Source organism: Methanospirillum sp., assembly GCF_035406105.1.
Taxonomy (GTDB): Archaea; Halobacteriota; Methanomicrobia; order Methanomicrobiales; family Methanospirillaceae; genus Methanospirillum.
In genome coordinates, this window is the sequence record NZ_DAONKG010000022.1 from 1 (window position 1) to 18636 (window position 18636).

21 protein-coding genes are annotated in these 18636 nt (G+C 49.3%); 8 read left to right on the top strand and 13 right to left on the bottom strand.

Going from position 1 to position 18636, the window contains the following annotated elements; translation table 11 throughout:
* The 4 genes from frhA to frhB all read left to right on the top strand — a co-directional run.
* Positions 1-1044: coenzyme F420 hydrogenase subunit alpha (gene frhA, locus PLA23_RS02300; protein WP_324473833.1), on the top strand; the 1044-nt coding region annotated here is incomplete at its 5' end.
* A gap of 13 nt (positions 1045-1057) precedes the next feature.
* Positions 1058-1594 carry a coenzyme F420-reducing hydrogenase, FrhD protein gene (gene frhD / locus PLA23_RS02305; RefSeq protein WP_324473836.1) on the top strand — a complete coding sequence of 179 codons (537 nt, stop codon included), beginning with the start codon at positions 1058-1060 and terminating at the stop codon, positions 1592-1594.
* A 55-nt stretch (positions 1595-1649) separates the two neighbouring features.
* Entirely contained in the window at positions 1650-2438 is a 789-nt protein-coding gene (gene frhG / locus PLA23_RS02310; RefSeq protein WP_324473838.1) for a coenzyme F420 hydrogenase subunit gamma, read from the top strand.
* Between the two features lie 2 nt (positions 2439-2440).
* Positions 2441-3307 (top strand): coenzyme F420 hydrogenase subunit beta, encoded by an 867-nt coding sequence (frhB, locus tag PLA23_RS02315; protein ID WP_324330650.1) that lies wholly within the window; start codon positions 2441-2443, stop codon positions 3305-3307.
* A gap of 304 nt (positions 3308-3611) precedes the next feature.
* Here the strand turns inward: frhB and PLA23_RS02320 are convergent, their stop codons facing one another.
* From PLA23_RS02320 to PLA23_RS02335, 4 genes are all read right to left on the bottom strand, one after another.
* On the bottom strand, positions 3612-4169 hold the full coding sequence (locus tag PLA23_RS02320; protein WP_324330648.1) for a hypothetical protein: 558 nt from the start codon (positions 4167-4169) through the stop codon (positions 3612-3614).
* Positions 4170-4326: 157 nt separating this feature from the next.
* Positions 4327-5886 carry a sodium:solute symporter family protein gene (locus PLA23_RS02325; RefSeq protein ID WP_324330646.1) on the bottom strand — a complete coding sequence of 520 codons (1560 nt, stop codon included), beginning with the start codon at positions 5884-5886 and terminating at the stop codon, positions 4327-4329.
* Positions 5876-6007 carry a symporter small accessory protein gene (locus PLA23_RS02330; protein ID WP_324330643.1) on the bottom strand — a complete coding sequence of 44 codons (132 nt, stop codon included), beginning with the start codon at positions 6005-6007 and terminating at the stop codon, positions 5876-5878. The genes PLA23_RS02325 and PLA23_RS02330 overlap by 11 nt, the downstream gene beginning before the upstream one ends.
* Positions 6008-6216: 209 nt before the next feature.
* On the bottom strand, positions 6217-7062 hold the full coding sequence (locus tag PLA23_RS02335) for a CARDB domain-containing protein (RefSeq protein ID WP_324330641.1): 846 nt from the start codon (positions 7060-7062) through the stop codon (positions 6217-6219).
* Positions 7063-7170: 108 nt separating this feature from the next.
* Between PLA23_RS02335 and gpmA the strand changes: the two genes are divergently transcribed.
* Positions 7171-7917, top strand: coding sequence for a 2,3-diphosphoglycerate-dependent phosphoglycerate mutase (gene gpmA, locus PLA23_RS02340; RefSeq protein WP_324473841.1), 747 nt, complete (start codon positions 7171-7173; stop codon positions 7915-7917).
* Here gpmA and pdxT read toward each other — a convergent pair whose 3' ends face one another.
* The 6 genes from pdxT to PLA23_RS02370 all read right to left on the bottom strand — a co-directional run bounded on the left by pdxT (position 7918) and on the right by PLA23_RS02370 (position 12310).
* On the bottom strand, positions 7918-8514 hold the full coding sequence (pdxT, locus tag PLA23_RS02345; RefSeq protein WP_324330636.1) for a pyridoxal 5'-phosphate synthase glutaminase subunit PdxT: 597 nt from the start codon (positions 8512-8514) through the stop codon (positions 7918-7920). It lies immediately after the preceding gene.
* Positions 8504-9400 carry a pyridoxal 5'-phosphate synthase lyase subunit PdxS gene (gene pdxS, locus PLA23_RS02350; protein ID WP_324473842.1) on the bottom strand — a complete coding sequence of 299 codons (897 nt, stop codon included), beginning with the start codon at positions 9398-9400 and terminating at the stop codon, positions 8504-8506. The genes pdxT and pdxS overlap by 11 nt, the downstream gene beginning before the upstream one ends.
* Complete coding sequence (gene cbiB / locus PLA23_RS02355) at positions 9397-10317, bottom strand: adenosylcobinamide-phosphate synthase CbiB (RefSeq protein ID WP_324473844.1); 921 nt, start codon at positions 10315-10317, stop codon at positions 9397-9399. Before cbiB ends, pdxS begins: the two co-directional genes overlap by 4 nt.
* 5 nt (positions 10318-10322) lie before the next feature.
* On the bottom strand, positions 10323-10499 hold the full coding sequence (locus tag PLA23_RS02360; protein ID WP_324473846.1) for a methytransferase partner Trm112: 177 nt from the start codon (positions 10497-10499) through the stop codon (positions 10323-10325).
* Complete coding sequence (locus PLA23_RS02365) at positions 10496-11509, bottom strand: adenylosuccinate synthetase (protein WP_324473847.1); 1014 nt, start codon at positions 11507-11509, stop codon at positions 10496-10498. The genes PLA23_RS02360 and PLA23_RS02365 overlap by 4 nt, the downstream gene beginning before the upstream one ends.
* Positions 11510-11572: 63 nt before the next feature.
* A complete protein-coding gene (locus tag PLA23_RS02370; protein WP_324331577.1) occupies positions 11573-12310 on the bottom strand; it encodes a tetratricopeptide repeat protein in 738 nt (245 codons plus the stop codon).
* Between the two features lie 187 nt (positions 12311-12497).
* Here PLA23_RS02370 and PLA23_RS02375 point away from each other — a divergent pair, with 187 nt between their 5' ends.
* On the top strand, positions 12498-13097 hold the full coding sequence (locus tag PLA23_RS02375; RefSeq protein WP_324331575.1) for a hypothetical protein: 600 nt from the start codon (positions 12498-12500) through the stop codon (positions 13095-13097).
* Position 13098: 1 nt separating this feature from the next.
* Here PLA23_RS02375 and dapF read toward each other — a convergent pair whose 3' ends face one another.
* Genes dapF through PLA23_RS02390 form a run of 3 tightly spaced genes read right to left on the bottom strand, consistent with a single transcriptional unit; the run spans position 13099 to position 16090 of the window.
* A complete protein-coding gene (gene dapF / locus PLA23_RS02380; protein WP_324331572.1) occupies positions 13099-13923 on the bottom strand; it encodes a diaminopimelate epimerase in 825 nt (274 codons plus the stop codon).
* 9 nt (positions 13924-13932) lie between these two features.
* Positions 13933-15132: a RuBisCO large subunit C-terminal-like domain-containing protein gene (locus PLA23_RS02385; protein WP_324473849.1), complete on the bottom strand. Its 1200-nt coding sequence runs from the start codon at positions 15130-15132 to the stop codon at positions 13933-13935.
* Between the two features lies 1 nt (position 15133).
* Positions 15134-16090 (bottom strand): ribose 1,5-bisphosphate isomerase, encoded by a 957-nt coding sequence (locus PLA23_RS02390; RefSeq protein WP_324329294.1) that lies wholly within the window; start codon positions 16088-16090, stop codon positions 15134-15136.
* A 39-nt stretch (positions 16091-16129) separates the two neighbouring features.
* Between PLA23_RS02390 and PLA23_RS02395 the strand changes: the two genes are divergently transcribed.
* Positions 16130-17005 (top strand): HAD family hydrolase, encoded by an 876-nt coding sequence (locus PLA23_RS02395; RefSeq protein WP_324329293.1) that lies wholly within the window; start codon positions 16130-16132, stop codon positions 17003-17005.
* A gap of 97 nt (positions 17006-17102) precedes the next feature.
* The coding region (gene atwA / locus PLA23_RS02400; protein WP_324473851.1) for a methyl coenzyme M reductase system, component A2 at positions 17103-18636 on the top strand (1534 nt) is incomplete at its 3' end.

The window sequence follows — 18636 nt, forward strand, 5'->3', positions numbered from 1 at the left end:
CATAACATTCTGACTTTGCCGGATATGTATATCCCAGGAACAGACACCAAGATCAACCCGTTCACCCCTGAAGAGCCAGTCAGAACCGTTGCAAAGCGGATCCAGCGTCTCCGTGAGATCGGGCAGACCGTCGGTGAGATCGCAGGTGGAGAAGCCATTCACCCGAGCAACCCTCGTGTCGGAGGTATGTTCTACAATATCTCTCCACAGGCAAAACAGAAGATCTACGACCTTGCCAAGGAAGCTCTCCCCCTTGCCATCGCTCAGATGGAGTTCATGATCACCGTTCTGAAGAACTGGGAGAACCGTGGCACTGTTACTGTCGGAAAGACTGAAGTCGAGATTCCGGAGAAGTTCGGATGGCATGACCAGGGTTACATGGCAGTAGACCCTGTCTTTGACAGTTCAAGCCTTGACTTTGAACCAAAGTGGGATCCGGACCGGTGGACCGATGTTTCACCATACCACTGGTACCAGGGAGAACTCGAGATTAGTCTTGAAGATGCAGACTATCCAGTCGGTGGAACTACTAAGGTAGGAACCAAGACCTGGCCACAGATGCAGGCCTGTACCTCCGTTCCGCTCTATGATGGCCAGCCCGTTGAAGTCGGTCCACGTGCACGACTGACCATCTTCAAGAACTATGACCGTAAGGGAGCCATGGGTCTGCAGATTGCCAGGCAGATGGAGTATCCGGACTGTCTCTACACCATGATCGAAGCCTGTGATGCTCTTGACTGCAATGGATCAGTCCTTGCAGACGAGATTCCACAAGGAGATGGCAGCCTTGGATGGAATGCAAACGAAGCACCACGTGGTTGTGATGTTCACCTTGCCCGTGTCAAGGATGGAAAAGTTCAGGAGTACACCCTTCTTGTTCCGACCACATGGAACTTCCCGACCTGCAGTCGGGCTCTCGAGGGAGCACCATGGCAGCTTGCCGAGGTCATCATGCGTGCATATGACCCCTGTGTGTCCTGTGCTACCCACATGCTGGTAGTTGACGAGAGCAAGAAGATTGTCGCCCAGAAGCTCGTCCAGTGAGAGTGCCCTGCGCATGCTGTTCCAGGAGATCGTAATCTGCGGGTGCGGAAACCCGCTCTTTGCGGATGATGGGTTCGGACCGGCCGTAGTCGAGGAACTTCAGAAACTCGACCTGCCCGAGAATGTAAAGGTAATAGATGCAGGCCTCGGTGGCCCGCATTTCCTCTTTACGCTTCTTGCGCAATCGGATGAGCCGGTTAAACACCTCATCATCATTGATATTGCTGATTTCGGAGGGAAACCTGGGGATATTGCGATTATCAGCCCTGATGATCTGCCACCGGGAAAATACCGGGATGCTCATTCCTGGGATTTGACTGAACCCATCCATCAGCTGAAACACCGGGTGAAGATTGATATCATCGGGTGTCAGCCAAAGCGGGTTTCTGAACCAGAATTTGAGATAGGGCTCTCCGAAGAGGTAACAGAAGCGATCCCAAGGACAGTACAGCTCGTGCTGAAAATGATTGGGGTAAATCATGGGACTACTATCATTGATCTTCGGGAAGAAGGAGAAGAAGGAACCTGCTCCGAAATCGCAGGCACCTAAAGCTCCAGTATCTGAACCGATTGCGAAAGAAGAACCTAAGAAGGAGGAAAGGCCTGTGGCTAACAAAATAACAGTCGGACATGTACACATGAGTGGGTGTACAGGATGTCTTGTCTCCCTCGCCGATAACTACGAGGGGTTATTCACCATCCTTGACAATTACGCTGACCTCGTATATTGTTTAACTCTTGCCGATGCACGTCACATTCCAAAGATGGATGTCGCACTGGTTGAGGGGTCAGTCTGTCTGCAGGATGAATTGTCTGTAGAAGAAATTAAGGAAACCCGTGAGAAAGCAGCAGTCGTTGTTGCTCTCGGTGGCTGTGCAGCATACGGGAACATCACCCGGTTCTGCCGTGGTGGACAATGGAACCAGCCACAGCACGAGGGATTCGTCCCCATCGGTGACGTCATCGATGTGGATGTCTATATCCCCGGTTGTGCACCATGCCCCCAGCAGATCAGAAATGTCTGCGTTATGGCATACCTGCTCCTGAAAGGGAATGCAGAACAGCAGGCTCTTGCAAAGGCATACCTCGCACCGCTTATGGCACTTGCCAGTGAGGGAAGCAAGGCAACCAGCAGCGAGGCCTGTGGCTGTGACATCATGACCAAGGTTATCAACCAGGGTCTGTGCATGGGCTGTGGAACCTGTGCCACTTCATGTCCGGTCTATGCTATCACCATGCAGGAAGGCAAGCCAAACATTGAGCGTGATATGTGTATCAAATGTGGTGCCTGTTATGCAGCATGTCCGCGTGCATTCTATAGCTTTGATGTTGTGAACCAGTATGAGACCATTATCACTGCCATTAATGGTGCCATGAATCCGGGAGGGAACTAATCATGGATTATCTTGGCAAATACAAAACTGCAGTCGCTGCCCGCAGCACCAATGCAGAAGTCCTGCGCTGCTCCCAGGATGGCGGGATTGTCACCTCAATGTTCCTCTATGCACTTGAAGAGGGAATCATTGATGGTGCAATCGTTGCAGGCCAGGGAGAAAAGCCATGGCAGCCAAAACCGATCGTGGCAACCACTCCGGAAGAGATCCTGTCTTCCCGGGGAACCAGATACAATGTATGTCCGAATATGTCTGTCCTGAAAGAGTCTGTACGCAAGTATGGTCTTGACAAGGTCGGTATCGTCGGAACTCCCTGCCAGATCCAGGCGCTCAGAAAAGCACAGCTCTACCCGATCGGACTTCGTGATGTATGTGACAAGATTGCTCTTGCTATGGGTATCTTCTGTATGGAGAACTTCTCATATCAGAGCATGACCCAGATCGTGCAGGACCACTGCAATGTTGATCTGCACTCACTCAAGAAGACCGATATCGGAAAGGGGAAGTACTGGGCATACACCAACCGTGGTGCAGTCTCCCAGATTCCGCTCAAACTTACTCACAAATACGAACAGCCAGGATGTCATGTCTGTCTTGACTACGTGGCAAACCTTGCTGACATCTCCACCGGTTCAGTCGGAACCCCTGATGGATGGTCCACTGTGTTTATCCGGAACACCAATGGAGAAAATATCTGGAACAAAGCAGTCGCTGCTGGTGTCTTTGAGACTAAGCCGATTGAGAGTGTCAAGCCTGGTCTTGAGCTTGTCACCAAGCTTGCAACCGAGAAGATCACCAAGAACCAGAAGGAACTCGAACACCGGGCAACCTTTGGTGTCAAGAAGGGTCTTCGCAACCCCTATATCTAAATTTTTTTCTGCCTGTTTGGATAACGTTCGAAACAAAATCAGATAGAATCAGGGTTTTTTAGAGGAACGATTTTCCGAACTGGAAAACCAGAATCTCTCAGGACCTGAACCCTGGATAATTGTATTATTCAATTTCCGGCACTGACGAATCAGTCGTTTCCTGGCCCAAGGATCTGTGCAGCATGTATCCGCAGAAAAATCTGAAACCGTTGGGGAAATTCTTAGCGGAAGATGCACAAGTATTTCAAAATATTTATATCATGAACTTTATTCAAGGAGTGAATACAAAAAAAGGGCTTCCTTTTTAGGTAAGGGGAAATTCTGCCGGGTTTATTGATACCGAAGAAAATTCTGAATCAGCAGTCGGGAAGAGTGGGATATAACTTTCTGCCCATTTCCACTCGGCAGGATCTGATTCAGCAGTAATGTACCGGGTCACATTATATTCGTCAATATAGGTCCCAATAATCGTTTTTTGAGGTTGTGTTTTCTCCTCATGGATCGTGCCGGATTCTCCGGCATTAAAAATGCCGTTAATCATAAAATATTCTGGCTGGCTCATAAATCGTTTATCCGCTTCGTTCCAGTTATATCCAAGTGTGTAATATATCTGGTATGATTTTGTGGGTACCTTTAATGTGCCTGATTGATGGGAACCAAGGTATACGGCGAATGGTATCGGCCAGTTGATCTCCTTAAATACTATGACCGCTTCCTTTTCATTTGCTGAATTGTCAATAGTTACCTGATTTACTCCCATTCTCGGGACACTCCCAAAAATTTTCGTGAGTTCTGCTCCAAAAACGGGAAATGTCAGTACTGATAGGATAAATATCAGGATCAATACTGTTCTGAAATTCATGGTCATCCCTCCGTACCATTATATGACCGGATATTATTGTTCAAAGGTCAAATTTTTTCCTTATATATAAAAAGGTTCCTGAACTCTCAAAACCATCAGATTTTATGAAAATAAGAGGGGATGTAAGGTTATTTCAAAAAAAGAATTTATCCCCGGGTTATCCGGTTTTATCCCCCAGACCCCGTTCACGAACCTGGAACAAAACCATCACAATGAGTGATATCGGCAGTGCAATGACCAGTGGATCTATCACGGTCCAGGGTGCACCAAGTATTGTTACTGATCCGGTCAGGAACTGGGAGATCCCAAGAGCCTTTGCCTCTGCGGTATGAATGAACACCGTATAAAAGAACCAGATACATGCACCAACAATCATACTTACCAGAGCGCCGGTACGGGAGGGGTGTTTCGAGTACACACCAACTGCAAATGGCGGAAGAAATGCCGAGGCACACAGACCCATAAACATCGCAGTTGCCCGTGCAATAATACTCGCCGGCATGGCAAGAGCAAGAATCACACTCAGAATCATCATAATGATACACCCGATCTGGTTTGCCCGAAGTGACATGGCACATCGCTGTCCCCGTCCCCAGATATCACAGACGAGCGCTGTTCCCATCGTGTGATAGAGTGATGAGAGGGTGGACATCGCAGCAGACAACAGTGTCAGCATAAAGATGATGACAAACAAGTCTGGCATTGCCGTATTAATGTACAGCGGAATGATTGAATCGACATTACCTCCTGCTGCATCGATTGCAATCTTGCCCATATGCTGATAGAAGTAGACATTGGTCAGAGCACCAACGGTAAAGGCCACACCGGTCATCATGAGGATGAATGGCCCCCCTACCAGAACTGCCCGGTTGAGTGCCCGGTTCTCCCGTGCAGTCATGAACCTGACCACCAGCTGGGGCTGGGCAAGCACTCCGATGCCAACACCGAGGACAAGGGTGGTGATAAGGGTAAACCAGATTGGTGATCCAAGATCGGGCATTGATGCCCATCCGGTCATTCCCTGACTGGCAAGTGTATCAGGGACTAGGTCTGCCATGGCTGCAAGTGCCGAGTTCCCTGCGGTGACTCCTCCGACAAATATGTAGGTCAGCACCAGAAGTATCGTCATACCGATAAGCATAATGGCTCCCTGGAATGCATCGGTGTACATGACGGCGATGAGACCACCATAAATGACATACAGTGCAACAATTACTGCAAATCCAATCAATGCTGTGGTATATGAGATATTGAGTGTCGTTTCCAGAAACCGTGCCCCTCCGATTAAAACAGCAGCGGTATAAAGTGGCATGCCAAGGAGGATGATGATCCCACTGATGAACTGGAGTTTTGTCGTATGAAAGATCTTTCCCATAAGGTCCGGGAATGTAACTGCCCCGGTCTCTGCTCCCTTTTCCCGTGTCTTCTTTCCAAAGAGAACGAATGCAAGGAGAATGCCAACCCCGATATTAAAGACTGTCAGCCATATGAGGCCCATTCCAAGGTTTGCTGCAACACCACCAAATCCCACAATGGCTGATGTTGAGATGAATGTCGCACCATAGGACAGGGCAATGATCACCGGGTGGCTGTCCCTGCCGGCAAGCAGGTAATCCTCTGCATGAATGGTCTTTCTGTACCCAAGATATCCAAGCACCAGGGTAATCGCAACATACACCAGTACAAGGATGATGGTTACAACAGGGTCAACTGCCATGGTCTCTGCCCCCCTTATTCCAGTTCATCGCTCCGTACACAATACAGGCGAGTGCGAGACCAATCGCTAATGCGTACCCCATCCAGATTGCAGGGTCTGTTATACCAAATACTGAGAACATGTTTATCGAACCTCCGGTAAACTGTCAGTGAATGTCAATACCGGGGACCGGAAATAGCCGGCCCCCTATCTAAACGTGAAGAAAAAAGAGAATGAGAATAATCTGCTTACGGAAGATATCCACTGCGATCTCAATTTACCAATATAGTATAACATGTGGTTCACTATAAAGTATGCGGTGGTGCATCTATGAACAGAAAGGGTGAGGAATCAGGACTGGTTTTGGAGCCCCTGATCCTGGTTTATCATTACTATGGATGTAGTGGTGTTGATGAAGACGGGGGGTGCAATCGTCTGTGGCCCTCCGGCGATAATTCGGATCATCCCGTCCCGGTACCAGTCGTTATTCTCCTCATTGCTTTCAGGTATCAGATTGCCCGGATCTACATCCATGAGAACTCCATACTCGCCTGCAAGAATTTCACGGGGAATGGTAAAAGTCCGGGTCGAGCTTGCCTGGCCGGTTGCCGGAACAGATCCGACCTCCCATGTCCCAAGAAGCAGTGGTTCAGCGGTCTGAACTGATCGGTTTGTCAGGTAGAGGTCGACATAGAATTTTCCAGCATCTGTTCCTCCACGGTTCTCTACGGCAGTAATCACCCGAATCTGATCGCCCGGTCCTGCATGGGAAGGGATGATAAGTCCAGATCCCACAAGATCGGCTGCACTGCCATCAGGGAGCGGGTCAGTGATTCGTATCGTTTTCTGCTGGACCGGGGTCGACTCTTTTCCCATGATCTCCCTGACAAATTTGTATGCCCCATCAGCCAGGTCAAGCGGTAAAAGGAAGGTCTTTACACTTGAATAATCCCCGCCGGATGTGATCGAATCAAGATCCGCTGTTCCTATCGGTACCCGTTTTGCACTCCCCTCACTTTCATTTACCAGATAATAGGAGATGGTCACCGGCCCGCTGTCATCATCTCCTGCATTTTTTACCACTTCAATCACCGTAAGTGAACCCCCCGCATATCCGGTCTCACTCACGATCAGTCCCTCAGATGTAATATTCACCGCTGCATGAGCTGGGAGCATAACAGCAATGAATATTATCATCAGCACCCATCCGGTACGAATGGTCATAACTGATGATTGGAGAGCGTTCCCATAAAACCTTTCCAGATAGATTAACCGATTGTATTACCCATGGTTAGGTGAGTTGTTATGTATACACTGGTTCTGATTCGTCATGGAGAAAGCCTCTGGAACCGGGAAAACCGGTTTACCGGATGGCGTGATATCGATCTCTCCCCCCAGGGTATCGAAGAGGCACGGACAGCAGGCAGGACCCTTAAGGAGCAGGGGTTTGATTTTGATATTGCATACACCTCTGTCCTGAAACGTGCCATCAGGACCCTCTGGATTATCCAGGACGAGATGGATCTCATGTGGATACCAGTCATTCCGACATGGCGCCTGAATGAACGGCATTACGGGGCACTCACCGGTCTGAACAAGACGGAGACCGTTGAGAAGTATGGTGAAGAGCAGGTTCATATCTGGAGAAGAAGCTATGACATCCGCCCTCCTGCATACTCTCCGGATAACCTGGATAATCCTTCCTATCACCGAAGGTATCGGGAGATTGACCAACGCGATCTGCCCATGACCGAATGTCTGAAGGATACCGTTGCACGGTTCATCCCGTACTGGAACGATGAGATAGCACCGGTAATCAGGTCTGGCAGACGGGTTCTGATCACTGCTCATGGAAATAGTATCCGTGCACTGGTCAAACACCTTGATTCCATATCTGATGCAGACATCTCTGATCTGAATATTCCAACAGGGATACCACTGGTGTATGAACTGGATGATGAACTCAAACCGGTGCGGCATTACTACCTGGGCGATGAGGAGAAGGTAAAAGCCGCTATGGAGGCCGTTAAAAACCAGGGGAAGGCAAAATAATTAATTTTTGGTTAGAATCTCATTCAGGAAATACTCATGCATTCTAAGGTCATGACTGATCTCCGGGTGAAAGGAGAGGATGAGTTTTTTTCCTTTTTTCACCGCGATAATGCCCTGTGGAATTTCTGCAAGGATAGTAACATCAGGCCCGACCCTGGTGATAACAGGTGCCCGTATAAATACCGCGTGAAATGGGGTATCAAATCCATTGAAGGGAATATCTGCTTCGAATGATTCCCGTTGTCTTCCAAACGCATTTCTGTTCACGGTGATATCAATCAGATCAAGAGGGGTAAACCGCGTTTCATTGACGAGATCGCGTGCGGCCACCACCATCCCCGCACAGGTGGCAAAAATCCCGCCTTCAAACTGTTGTATTGGTCTTCTCATCCCGTTCTGATCAATCAGCCGCATGATGGTGGTGGATTCACCACCTGGAATGGCAAGTGCAATCAGATGGGGTATGTCTTCAGCCCGCCTGACCGGAATCACCGGGATGCTCAGTCCCAGGTTCCGTATGGCCGACTCAAATGCAGATATATGTTCAGATACATCCCCCTGGAGTGCCAGGATCCCAACCGCAGCATTACCAGCCACGGGTTGAGAGCACCTCTTCAGGTGGAATGGCATGGATATCAAGGCCACGCATTGCGTTCCCAAGACCTTTGGAAACCTCTGCGATCACGGCAGGTTCATGGTAATGATGTACCGCTTCGACGATTGCCTTTGCCATGAGCTCCGGTTGTTCGGATTTAAAAATGCCTGAGCCGACAAATACACCGTCACTTCCCAGCTGCATCATCAGCGCTGCATCTGCAGGGGTTGCAATTCCCCCGGCAGAAAAGTTTACAACCGGAAGACGCTGGCGTTTTGCAGTCTCAATCAGAAGATCGGCCGGTGCCTCAAGTTCCCGTGCCCGTTTTATCAGCTCAGTCTCCTCCATCCCGTTGAGTTTTCTGATCTCTGACATGATGGCCCGGTTGTGGCGCACTGCTTCAACAACATTTCCGGTTCCTGCCTCCCCTTTGGTCCGTATCATGGCTGCTCCCTCGTTAATTCTGCGAAGTGCCTCACCCAGGTTTCTTGCACCACACACAAAGGGAACGGTAAATTTTGTCTTATCGATATGATATTCCTCATCAGCCGGTGTCAGAACCTCTGATTCATCGATCATGTCAACACCCAGGGCCTCAAGCACCTGTGCCTCGACAAAATGTCCGATTCTTGCTTTTGCCATGACCGGTATGGAGACGGCATCCATGATCTCAACTATCTTCTTTGGGTCAGCCATCCGGGCAACACCACCCGCTGCCCTGATATCTGCAGGAACACGTTCGAGGGCCATGACCGCGACCGCTCCTGCGTCCTCTGCAATACCGGCCTGTTCGGCAGATACCACGTCCATAATGACGCCTCCTTTCTGCATGGAAGCAAATCCCCGTTTAATAAGTTCGGTGCCGAACCGGAGGTCTTCAAGTATCATATTCCGTATATGTTAGGTGCACCGTCCAATAATACTAGTGCGATAGCGCCAAACAGGCAAAAAAGAAGGGTTGAAAGGCGGACCGTCCTGATAATTGAAGGCCCTGCGTTCCGGAGGGTGGTTATCTGCTCTCCAATCCGGTATACGTTGGGTTTTTCAAACAGGATGCCCTCCCCTCCGGCGATCAGGGACATCGGGATACCCCCGTTCAATCCAGGACGCTTTTTCCGGTCACGAAGAAGGGTGTTATAGGCAGGTCTGAATCGCCCTTTGAGGGAGTATATAATAATCAGGACAAGGCCGCAGATTCGTGCAGGTATATATGAGAAGATATCATCCATCCTGGCAGCACACCATCCCAGGCGTTTTCGTTCATCGGTATAGCCCAGCATTGCGTCCATGGTGTTAACCGCCCGGTATATGGCGGCACCTGGAAGCCCAAGGATGAGAAACCAGAACAGGGGAGCGATGATACTGTCATTCAGGTTTTCAGCAACGGATTCAAAGGCTGCGGAAAGGGTCTGCTCTTCGGTCAGGAGACTGGTGTTGCGGGATACCAGAAGAGATGCTTGCAACGCCCGTTCCTCTTCTGATGCTGCACATACAACTGCCTCTGCATGTTCTTCCAGTGCTCTCCAGGCAAAGCAGAACTTGAGGAGAACTGGCGCTCCGATGAGATAGATGTACCAGGGAGCAACTATTTGAAAGAGAGCGAATGGCACGGTGAACACACATACTGTACTCAGCCACCCCACAACACCAATCCCCCGTTGAAGGCCAGGTGAATATCGCTCCGGTCTTCCCCACCAACCAATAAACCGCCCGATCAGGGCTACCGGGTGGAGTGACGTTTTCGGATCTCCGAATATGCGGTCAATAAGAAGAGCACAAAAAAGAACCGGTATTTGAAGGATCATCAGACTTAAACGTTCTGGGGAAGAAGATTTGGAATGCCGTCTTCAATAGGATACGTGACTGAGCAGGCATGGCAGATGAGAGATCCGGTAATGATCTCAATATCATTCTCTTCTGTTACCTTCAGTTCAAGATCGCCCTTGCAGACCGGACAGCAGAGTATGTCATATAATTCGCGTTTCATTCGTATTCATCCCGTATATCGATAATCTGGGTGAGTTCAGGGCCGGTGGAGATGAGGGTGACTGGTGCGCCAATATCCTCCTCAGCCTGTTTTAAGAAATCCTTTGCCGTTTTAGTGAGCTGTGAGTATTTGGTTGCTCCAAAGCAGGAGGGATCCACGTGATCAATACCGGTAATTGCTGCCTGGGTGCATCCGTTTACCATCGCCGCATATCGTGCCATCTCTCCATCCCAGGTTCCAATACGCCGCTCTCTTCCGGTGACTGTTCCAAACTCCTGGATTCCTTTTTCATGTGCCTTCTCACTGGACATCTCAGTCGAGAACGGTCCTTCCCCCACCCGTGTCGGAAAGGCCTTGAACACCACAATCACCTCATCGACCCTGGTCGGACCTACACCGTTGTCCGCAGCCATCTGGGCGGCACACGTGTCTTTACTGGTTACGAAAGGATATGAGCCGAAATAAAGCGAGATTCCAAATCCCTGTGTCCCTTCGATCACAACATTCTCTCCGTTATCCAGAGCGGTATTGACCTCCAAAGGAACATCAACAAGATAGGGTTGTAATTCCGGAAGATCACGCGCAAGTCTGGCCACCCGCATGGCACGGTCCCTGTTTGCCGGCCCACATCCGGTCCCGGTTGAGCCTACCTTCTGAGAAAGGTGAGTATTGGTTTTATCCTCCTGGATATGCGATTCTTCAATGATAGCACACCGTTTGTCAAGGAATATCCTCCCCTCCACTCCAAGGACCTCGATCTCGTGCCGAAATACCCGTGGATCCACTAAAACACCGGTACCAATCATCAATCGTGCATCCGGATAGACAAAACCGGACGGGCACATGCGGACACCGAATTTTTTCTCGCCCACCATCACGGTATGTCCGGCATTCGGCCCCACACCTCCCCGGGTAATTATTGTCGGGCGGTCCTGGTGAGCGACATGGGATACAATCTTTCCCTTTCCTTCATCACCAAAATTTCCACCCACGATTATTGTACAACTCATCCAACCTATTGCATAGGAGAAAGAGGGAAATAAAGGTTTAGATATTCATATGGCTGATGAATGTTACCACTCGTCCATCTCACGCTTTGCGATGAGGTCATCAGCCTCGTCGTTTAAGCCAAGGCTGCGGAGGCATTCCACTTTTGCGTCATATACCTCTGCATGATTTGGTTCAATCCGTATGACCCGGTCAAAACACTTGATTGCCTCTTTACAGTTATCAGTTTTTGAAAGACAGTTGCCAAGCTCAAACCACGCATCTGAGTCCTGGGGATCCTTTTTTAAGATCTCCTTAAAGCACCCGATCGCAGTTTTATAGTGCTTCAGTTTCATGAGACTGATCCCTTTATTAAAGAGAGCATTGACATCACCCGGCATCAGCTCCAAAATCCGGTCAAAACATTCGACTGCCTCCTGATGCCGGTCAATCTCCGCAAGAGCGGATCCCTTGTTACTTAATGCATGAAGATTTGCAGGTTCTATCTCCAGCACCATGTTGAAACAGGGGATCGCTTTGCTGTATCGACCCATAAAAAAATAGTTAATCCCCATATAGAGCCAGTACCGAGCATCCTTATCATTTAACTTTAATGCTTCCTCAAAAGCTTCCACTGCTTCCTGGTACCGGATAAGGTTCATAAACGCAAGGCCCTTCTGAAAATATACCTCTTCATCAACCGGATTTAATGAGAGTGCCTTTTCAAAACAATGAATCGCATCCTCAAATTTCTGACTCGTGGCATACCGTATACCCTCAGATTTCCATCGTTCAGCCTCTTTGTCACTGATACTATCGACCATAAATATCCAAATTCCGGTATCTCATGATTACCCGCACTTTGCATTAAAGATATTCATCTCTTTCCGAGTGGTTCATCAGCGGAGAAGGAAAAATACTGTTATGGACATCATCCGGCACTTTCCGGATACCAATGAACCCTTCGAAAATCGAAGAAACCAGCCCTGGCATGATCTACCTGTATTCTTCATGGCGCTCGTACCCATGGTCATTATCGTGCCGGTACTGCCGGCTGAGCCATCATCCCGGCCAATAATTTTAATATTTCTGACATTGCTCTTTGTTTTCGGGATATATGGGATGAGGGGGAACCGCAGGCGGTTTCTGCTCTCCTGCATTCTGGCTCTCATCGCCGTGGAGACATTCTGGGTTTCTGTATGGCCGGCTGCGTCCTCTCTTTTTCTGCCCGCAGAATTCTTCCTTCTTCTGTTCCTTATCCACCAGGCAGGATATCTGTTTCAGAAGCTGGTTATGACAGAGGGCAGTATCATGGATATCGTAAGTGGCAGTACAGCACTTCTTATGACCGGCGGAATCATACTGGGAACCGGTCTCCATCTCTCCGGATGGATCAGCAGGACTGCTGTTTCTGATCCTGCCCTTCTTCACGCATCCTTTGCCAGGGCAATTCCTGAGGGGGTGCTTCTTCTTATCGGAAGAGGAGCGAGTTCATTTGGCTCATCTCCCCTCTCTATGGTCCTCCTTATGATCGGATCGGTGTGCGGGTTTTTGCTACTTGCCCTGACAGCAGGAAAGATCGCGGGATATTATTCAAAAAACAGAGGATAAATTATTCCTCAAAGGTAAGAACCCCGGAAAAAACAGTGTCTGCAGGTCCTTTCATATAGGTACTGGTATTGATGGTTATTGTCAGAGGTCCACCGATCGTCTCTACTTCAACAACAGGGCCGGTTTTTGACAGACGGTACGCAATGGCAGCAGAGGCCGTAGCTCCCGTACCACACGACAGGGTCTCGGCCTCAACTCCCCGTTCAAAAGTCCTGATTTTTATGGAATTTTCTCCTGTTACCTCAACAAAATTTACATTTGCGCCGGAGGGGAAGAACTGGCTGTGCCTTATTGGGGGGGCCAGTTTCATGATATCTACCGTTTCCAGATCCCTGACAAAGACGACTGCATGGGGAACCCCGGTGTTCACTGCAAAAACCTCGTACCCGTTGATGATCTCATGAAAATCACCATTTCCTTTTGCAGGAATCCCCGGACTATCATATATCGGGGGAGTCATCTCCACCTCTGCCATAAAGTCCCCGTCTGCATCATATTCCATCTTTACCATGACCGGTCCGGCCAGTGTCTGAATAATGCAGGGACTTTTTACATATCCTTTGTCAAAGGCATATTTGGCCAGACAGCGGATACCGTTCCCGCACATCTCTGCTTCGCTCTCGTCAGGCTGCATAAGACGCATCCTGATACCATCTTCTGATTTCAGGAGAAACAGGACTCCATCCCCACCAATTCCGAACTTCCGGTCACAGTATACCGCTGCAAAATGCGCTTTCATGTCATCAGGGATCTTTTCCCCTGCATATTCGTCGATCAGGATAAAGTCATTCCCGTTTCCGTGGAGTTTGACAAATGGTATTTCCATGTATATCAGTTATGCAATTCCCCATTTATCCAGTGCCCGTTTCAGCTCAGGATGATCTGCTGCATAGGTTGCCGGATCGATGCCTGCTACGGCAGCATCAACCGCCTGTCGCATGGCTGCAGCCCCTGCCCTGGTTCCCTCCGGATGACCATGAATCCCGCCTCCTGCCTGGAGGATGATATCTCTGCCGAGCATACTGACTTCTTTATGGACCCCTCCCGGATGCAGTCCGCCTGAAGCGACTGGGAATACCGGTTTGAGATCAAAGAATGGTTCAGTCAGCGCCAGATTATCACCGCGCAATTCAGTGATATCATGTTCCATCTTTCCTGACACCGTGCCGGTATGTAACTGGTCTCCGCCAAGCATCCGGACCAGGCGGCATATGGGTCGCATTGCAATTCCATGTTCCCGGTTTCTGGTAATTGCCGCATGCATGGTGCGATGGACATGAATGGGAAGATTGATGCCCGGTTCCTCAGCAACGGCCCTGACAGCGTCAAATCCACAGACAATGACATCAATCATAAGCATATTTGCACCCATCCTCGCCGCCTCACGTGCACGCTCGACGATCCGATCTCCTGCGGTAGATATGTTTACCGCATACAGAACGGTGCGACCTGTCTCACTCTTTACCGTGTCAAGTTGCTCCATGATCAGAGGGAGTCGCTCTCCAAGCGGGCAGAACGTCTGATCTGTCAGAGTCTCATCATCCTTGATAAGATCCACCCCGCCAATTGCTGCCTCGTAGGCAACAGCTGCGGTATCTTTTGGGTTTAAACCAACTTTTGGTTTGATAATTGTTCCGACATGGGGTCTGTCGACGGTTCCGACCAGTTTCCTGACTCCCTCAATGCCGAATTTCGGGCCCTGAAAGGGAACAATCTCACGTGAAAACTCCACGTCTAGCAGTCTGACTGCCGCTATACGGGAGAGACCGAAGAGGTTTCCCGCAAGAACGGAGAGGTACTGGGGAATATTACCGGGTTCAAAGATCTCGTGTGGATACTGGATGGTGCAGACATATCCCTGACCATGAGGCCGGATATATCCGACCTCGCCGTCAAGATAATGAACATAGCTTTGCCGTGTTGATATATCGGTCCATGTCCCGGTGGTCTGTTCTTCTGCAATCGCCTGTGCGGCCCATTCCGGGGTGACTCCCTCCCGTGGCCTGAAATAATATGTTGCAATAACGTCTTTCATCTTATTCTTCCTCACAATAGGGAAAGTCAGAGTTCATCTCCTCGGTATCCCAGTGGAGTTGTTCCCTGATGATGGTATATGCCATCTCTGGAGGATAAACTCCGGCCTCGGTTATAATAAGATCGACATAATCTGCAGGGGTGATATCAAAAGTGGGGTTTCGTACCGTCACATTGGGGAGGTTTTTTCTCATGCCGGCTGGCAGGATCTCATCAGGTGAACGTTCCTCGATGAGAATACGCTCTCCCAGGATAGTACAGGGGGCAAATTTGTATGTCTCTGCTGCGACAAGAAAACTCACCCGTGCCTCATGAGCTGCAAGGGCAATCTGTGAGGTTCCAATCTTGTTGATGATCGAACCGTTTACGGTTATCGCATCAGCACCGGTTATGCAGAGATCTACTTCTTTCATAAAGTATCTGGCCGCGGAATCAACAATAAAATTTGTTTTAATTCCTGCATCAGATAATGTCTGTGCCGTGATATGCCCCTGGTTTCTGGGTCTGACTTCAGTTGCATAGACTTCGATATCCATGCCCTGCTGATGTGCCTTTAGAATACACGCAAGCGCAGCTTCTGAATTGCAGTGCGTCAGGACGACATCACCATCCCTGATATGTCTGGCTCCGATTGTTCCTATTCTGGATACTGCCTCTTCTGATCGTCTGATGAAAGCAAGAGCCCGCTCCTCAAGATTTTGTTTTGCAGTTTTGAGATCGGTTTCATTTTTAAGAGGTTTCATGACCAGGTTTACTGCATTCGGGAGTGACACAGCAGTCGGCCGGGTGGAGATGAGAAGGTCTGCAGCAGCATGCATCTTCTGGCGATACAGGGCAAGATTTGTACAATCATCTTCCATGGAATAGTCATGCAACGCCTGTGCCGCAGCCCGGGCGATTCTTCCTGCACCCCTGATCTCCATGGTCCTGATCTTCTCGGCAGTCTCCTCAAGCGTCATATCTCTTGTTCTTTTTCGTATCAGAATAACCCTTGGCATATGAGTGCAGGCCTGGTGAGAGTATTATCTGCTCTGAATCTGTATTATGTGATGGAGCCAATGCGTGTTGCAGTTGTGTTTGATAGTGCCGGAACCCTCTTGAGGACATATCGGATAGCAAAAGAGGTACTGACTGGTAAAATGCTTGAAAATATCGAGACAACCATGCTTACCTTTGCAGATCCTGACCGGGTTTTGTGTGTTCTGCATGGTCATTCACGGGATTATATACAGGCACCTCCTGAAATGCTGATTTCTGACTATATCAGGGAACAGGGTATTGAGTTTGGTATATCCTGTACCAGGAAGGTGGTGGAAAAGGAGACGATACAGGCGATACTGCATAGTGACAGCAGGGCAGTGATCCGAGATATGCAGGAGTGTATGCGGATAATCTGGAAAGAGATAAAAGATCGGGAGGTTGTTGCACTGAATAACGGCCTTATTGTACATACCGGCCATAATTCCATTGAGTTCTGCGTGGCGACGGGAGGGACACCGTTTCCGGGAGCACGGGAGACTATCCGCACGCTTCATCATATGGGCATTTTTACCTACATCGCATCCGGAGACCGGGAGGCAAAGCTTGAACGAATGGCAGATTACCTTGGGATACCACGGGATCAGGTATTTGGGGTGGCAACTCCTGCAATCAAGGAGCGGATCGTCCGGGATCTGCAGCATGACTATGATCTGGTCGCTATGGTTGGGGATTCCGTAAATGATCTCAGGGCAATGCGTACCGCTGATATTGCTATCCTGAGTGATCAACAGCAGTCAGAAAAACCAGAGGAATTGATATCAGAGGCAGATTACCGTATCCACGACCTTCAGGCAGTTCCGAAAATTCTGCAGACAGTACTGGAAAAGTCATAATCACACACTGAATTTGCCGATCGTGAAAAATTGCATGCAGAAATAAAGATGTAATACACATCAGTGCTAACCATACCTTACGAAAGGTGTTTGCAAGATGAGACCCCTGATCACGGTTGATAACCTTACCATGGCCTTCGACGGAAAGGAGGTTCTGAAGAATATATCCTTTAGCCTTGAGGAAGGAGAAATACTCGGTATTATCGGCAGAAGTGGCGCCGGGAAAACCGTCCTTATGCACCTGCTCCGTGGTGTGGATGAGCCTCCAACCTCCGGGAAGATTATCTACCACCTGGCATTGTGTGAATCCTGTGAATATGTTGATTTACAGAGTCGTGCCGGAGCGCCATGTCCTGCATGTGGCGGAGTTATGGTCTCACGGGATATTGATTTCTGGGACCCTGAAAATGAGATATTAAAAAGACGGATCATGAAGCGAAACGCGATCATGTTCCAGCGGACATTTGCTCTGTACGGGAATGATCGTGTCATTGATAATGTTCTCCGCGCTCTTGAAGATATCGGATATCCGCCAACAAAAGCCGTAGGACGTGCAGCAGATCTCATCGATCAGGTCCATCTTTCTCACCGGATGATGCATATCGCCAGGGATCTCTCCGGAGGGGAAAAACAGCGGGTGGTTCTGGCACGCCAGCTTGCAAAGGAACCTTTCTGTCTTTTTGCCGACGAACCAACCGGAACCCTTGATCCAAGGACGGCGAGCCTGGTTCACAATATGCTTGAAGAGGCGGCAAAAAGTACCGGGATGTCCATGGTGGTGACATCTCACTTCACCCAGATCCTCGAGGACGTGGTCACGAGGGCTATTCTTCTTGAAAATGGCTCGATAAAGAAGATGGGGACTCCTGAAGAGGTGCTGAGTGTCTTCATGGAGGGATTTTCTGACCTTGAAAAGTTCTGTGAGATAGAACTGGGAAAAGAGATCCTCAAGGCACGGGAGCTTACAAAGCGGTACATCTCTGTTGACCGTGGCCTTATCAAGGCAGTTGATATGGTCCAGTTTGAAGTATACCACAAAGAGATCTTTGGGATTATTGGTACATCTGGTGCCGGGAAGACCACGCTTTCCAAGATGATCGCGGGGGTTATTGAACCGACGAGCGGAGATCTGATTGTTCTTGTAGGGGATGACTGGGTGGATATGACCAAACCCGGTTTTGATCTTCGCGGTCGGGCAAAACAGTATATCGGTCTTCTTCACCAGGAGTATGATCTCTTCCCTCACCGGACTATCCTTGATAATCTGACCGATGCCATCGGTTTGGAGTTCCCAAAGGAGCTTGCCATGCGAAAAGCGATCATAACCCTGAAGATGGCTGGGTTTACAGAAGAAAAAGCCCGTGAAATTCTGGATCGTCTCCCCCCAACCCTGAGCGAGGGTGAACGGCACCGGGTTGCTCTGGCTCAGGTTCTTATTCGTGAACCGCATATTGTTGTATTAGACGAACCGACCGGAACGATGGATCCGATCACCAAGGTCGATGTCAAGCATTCCATTATGCATGCACGGGAAGAGATGGAAGAGACCTTCATTGTGGTCTCGCATGACATGGATTTTGTCAAGGACATCTGTGATCGGTGTGCCCTTATGCGGTTTGGAAAAATTGTAA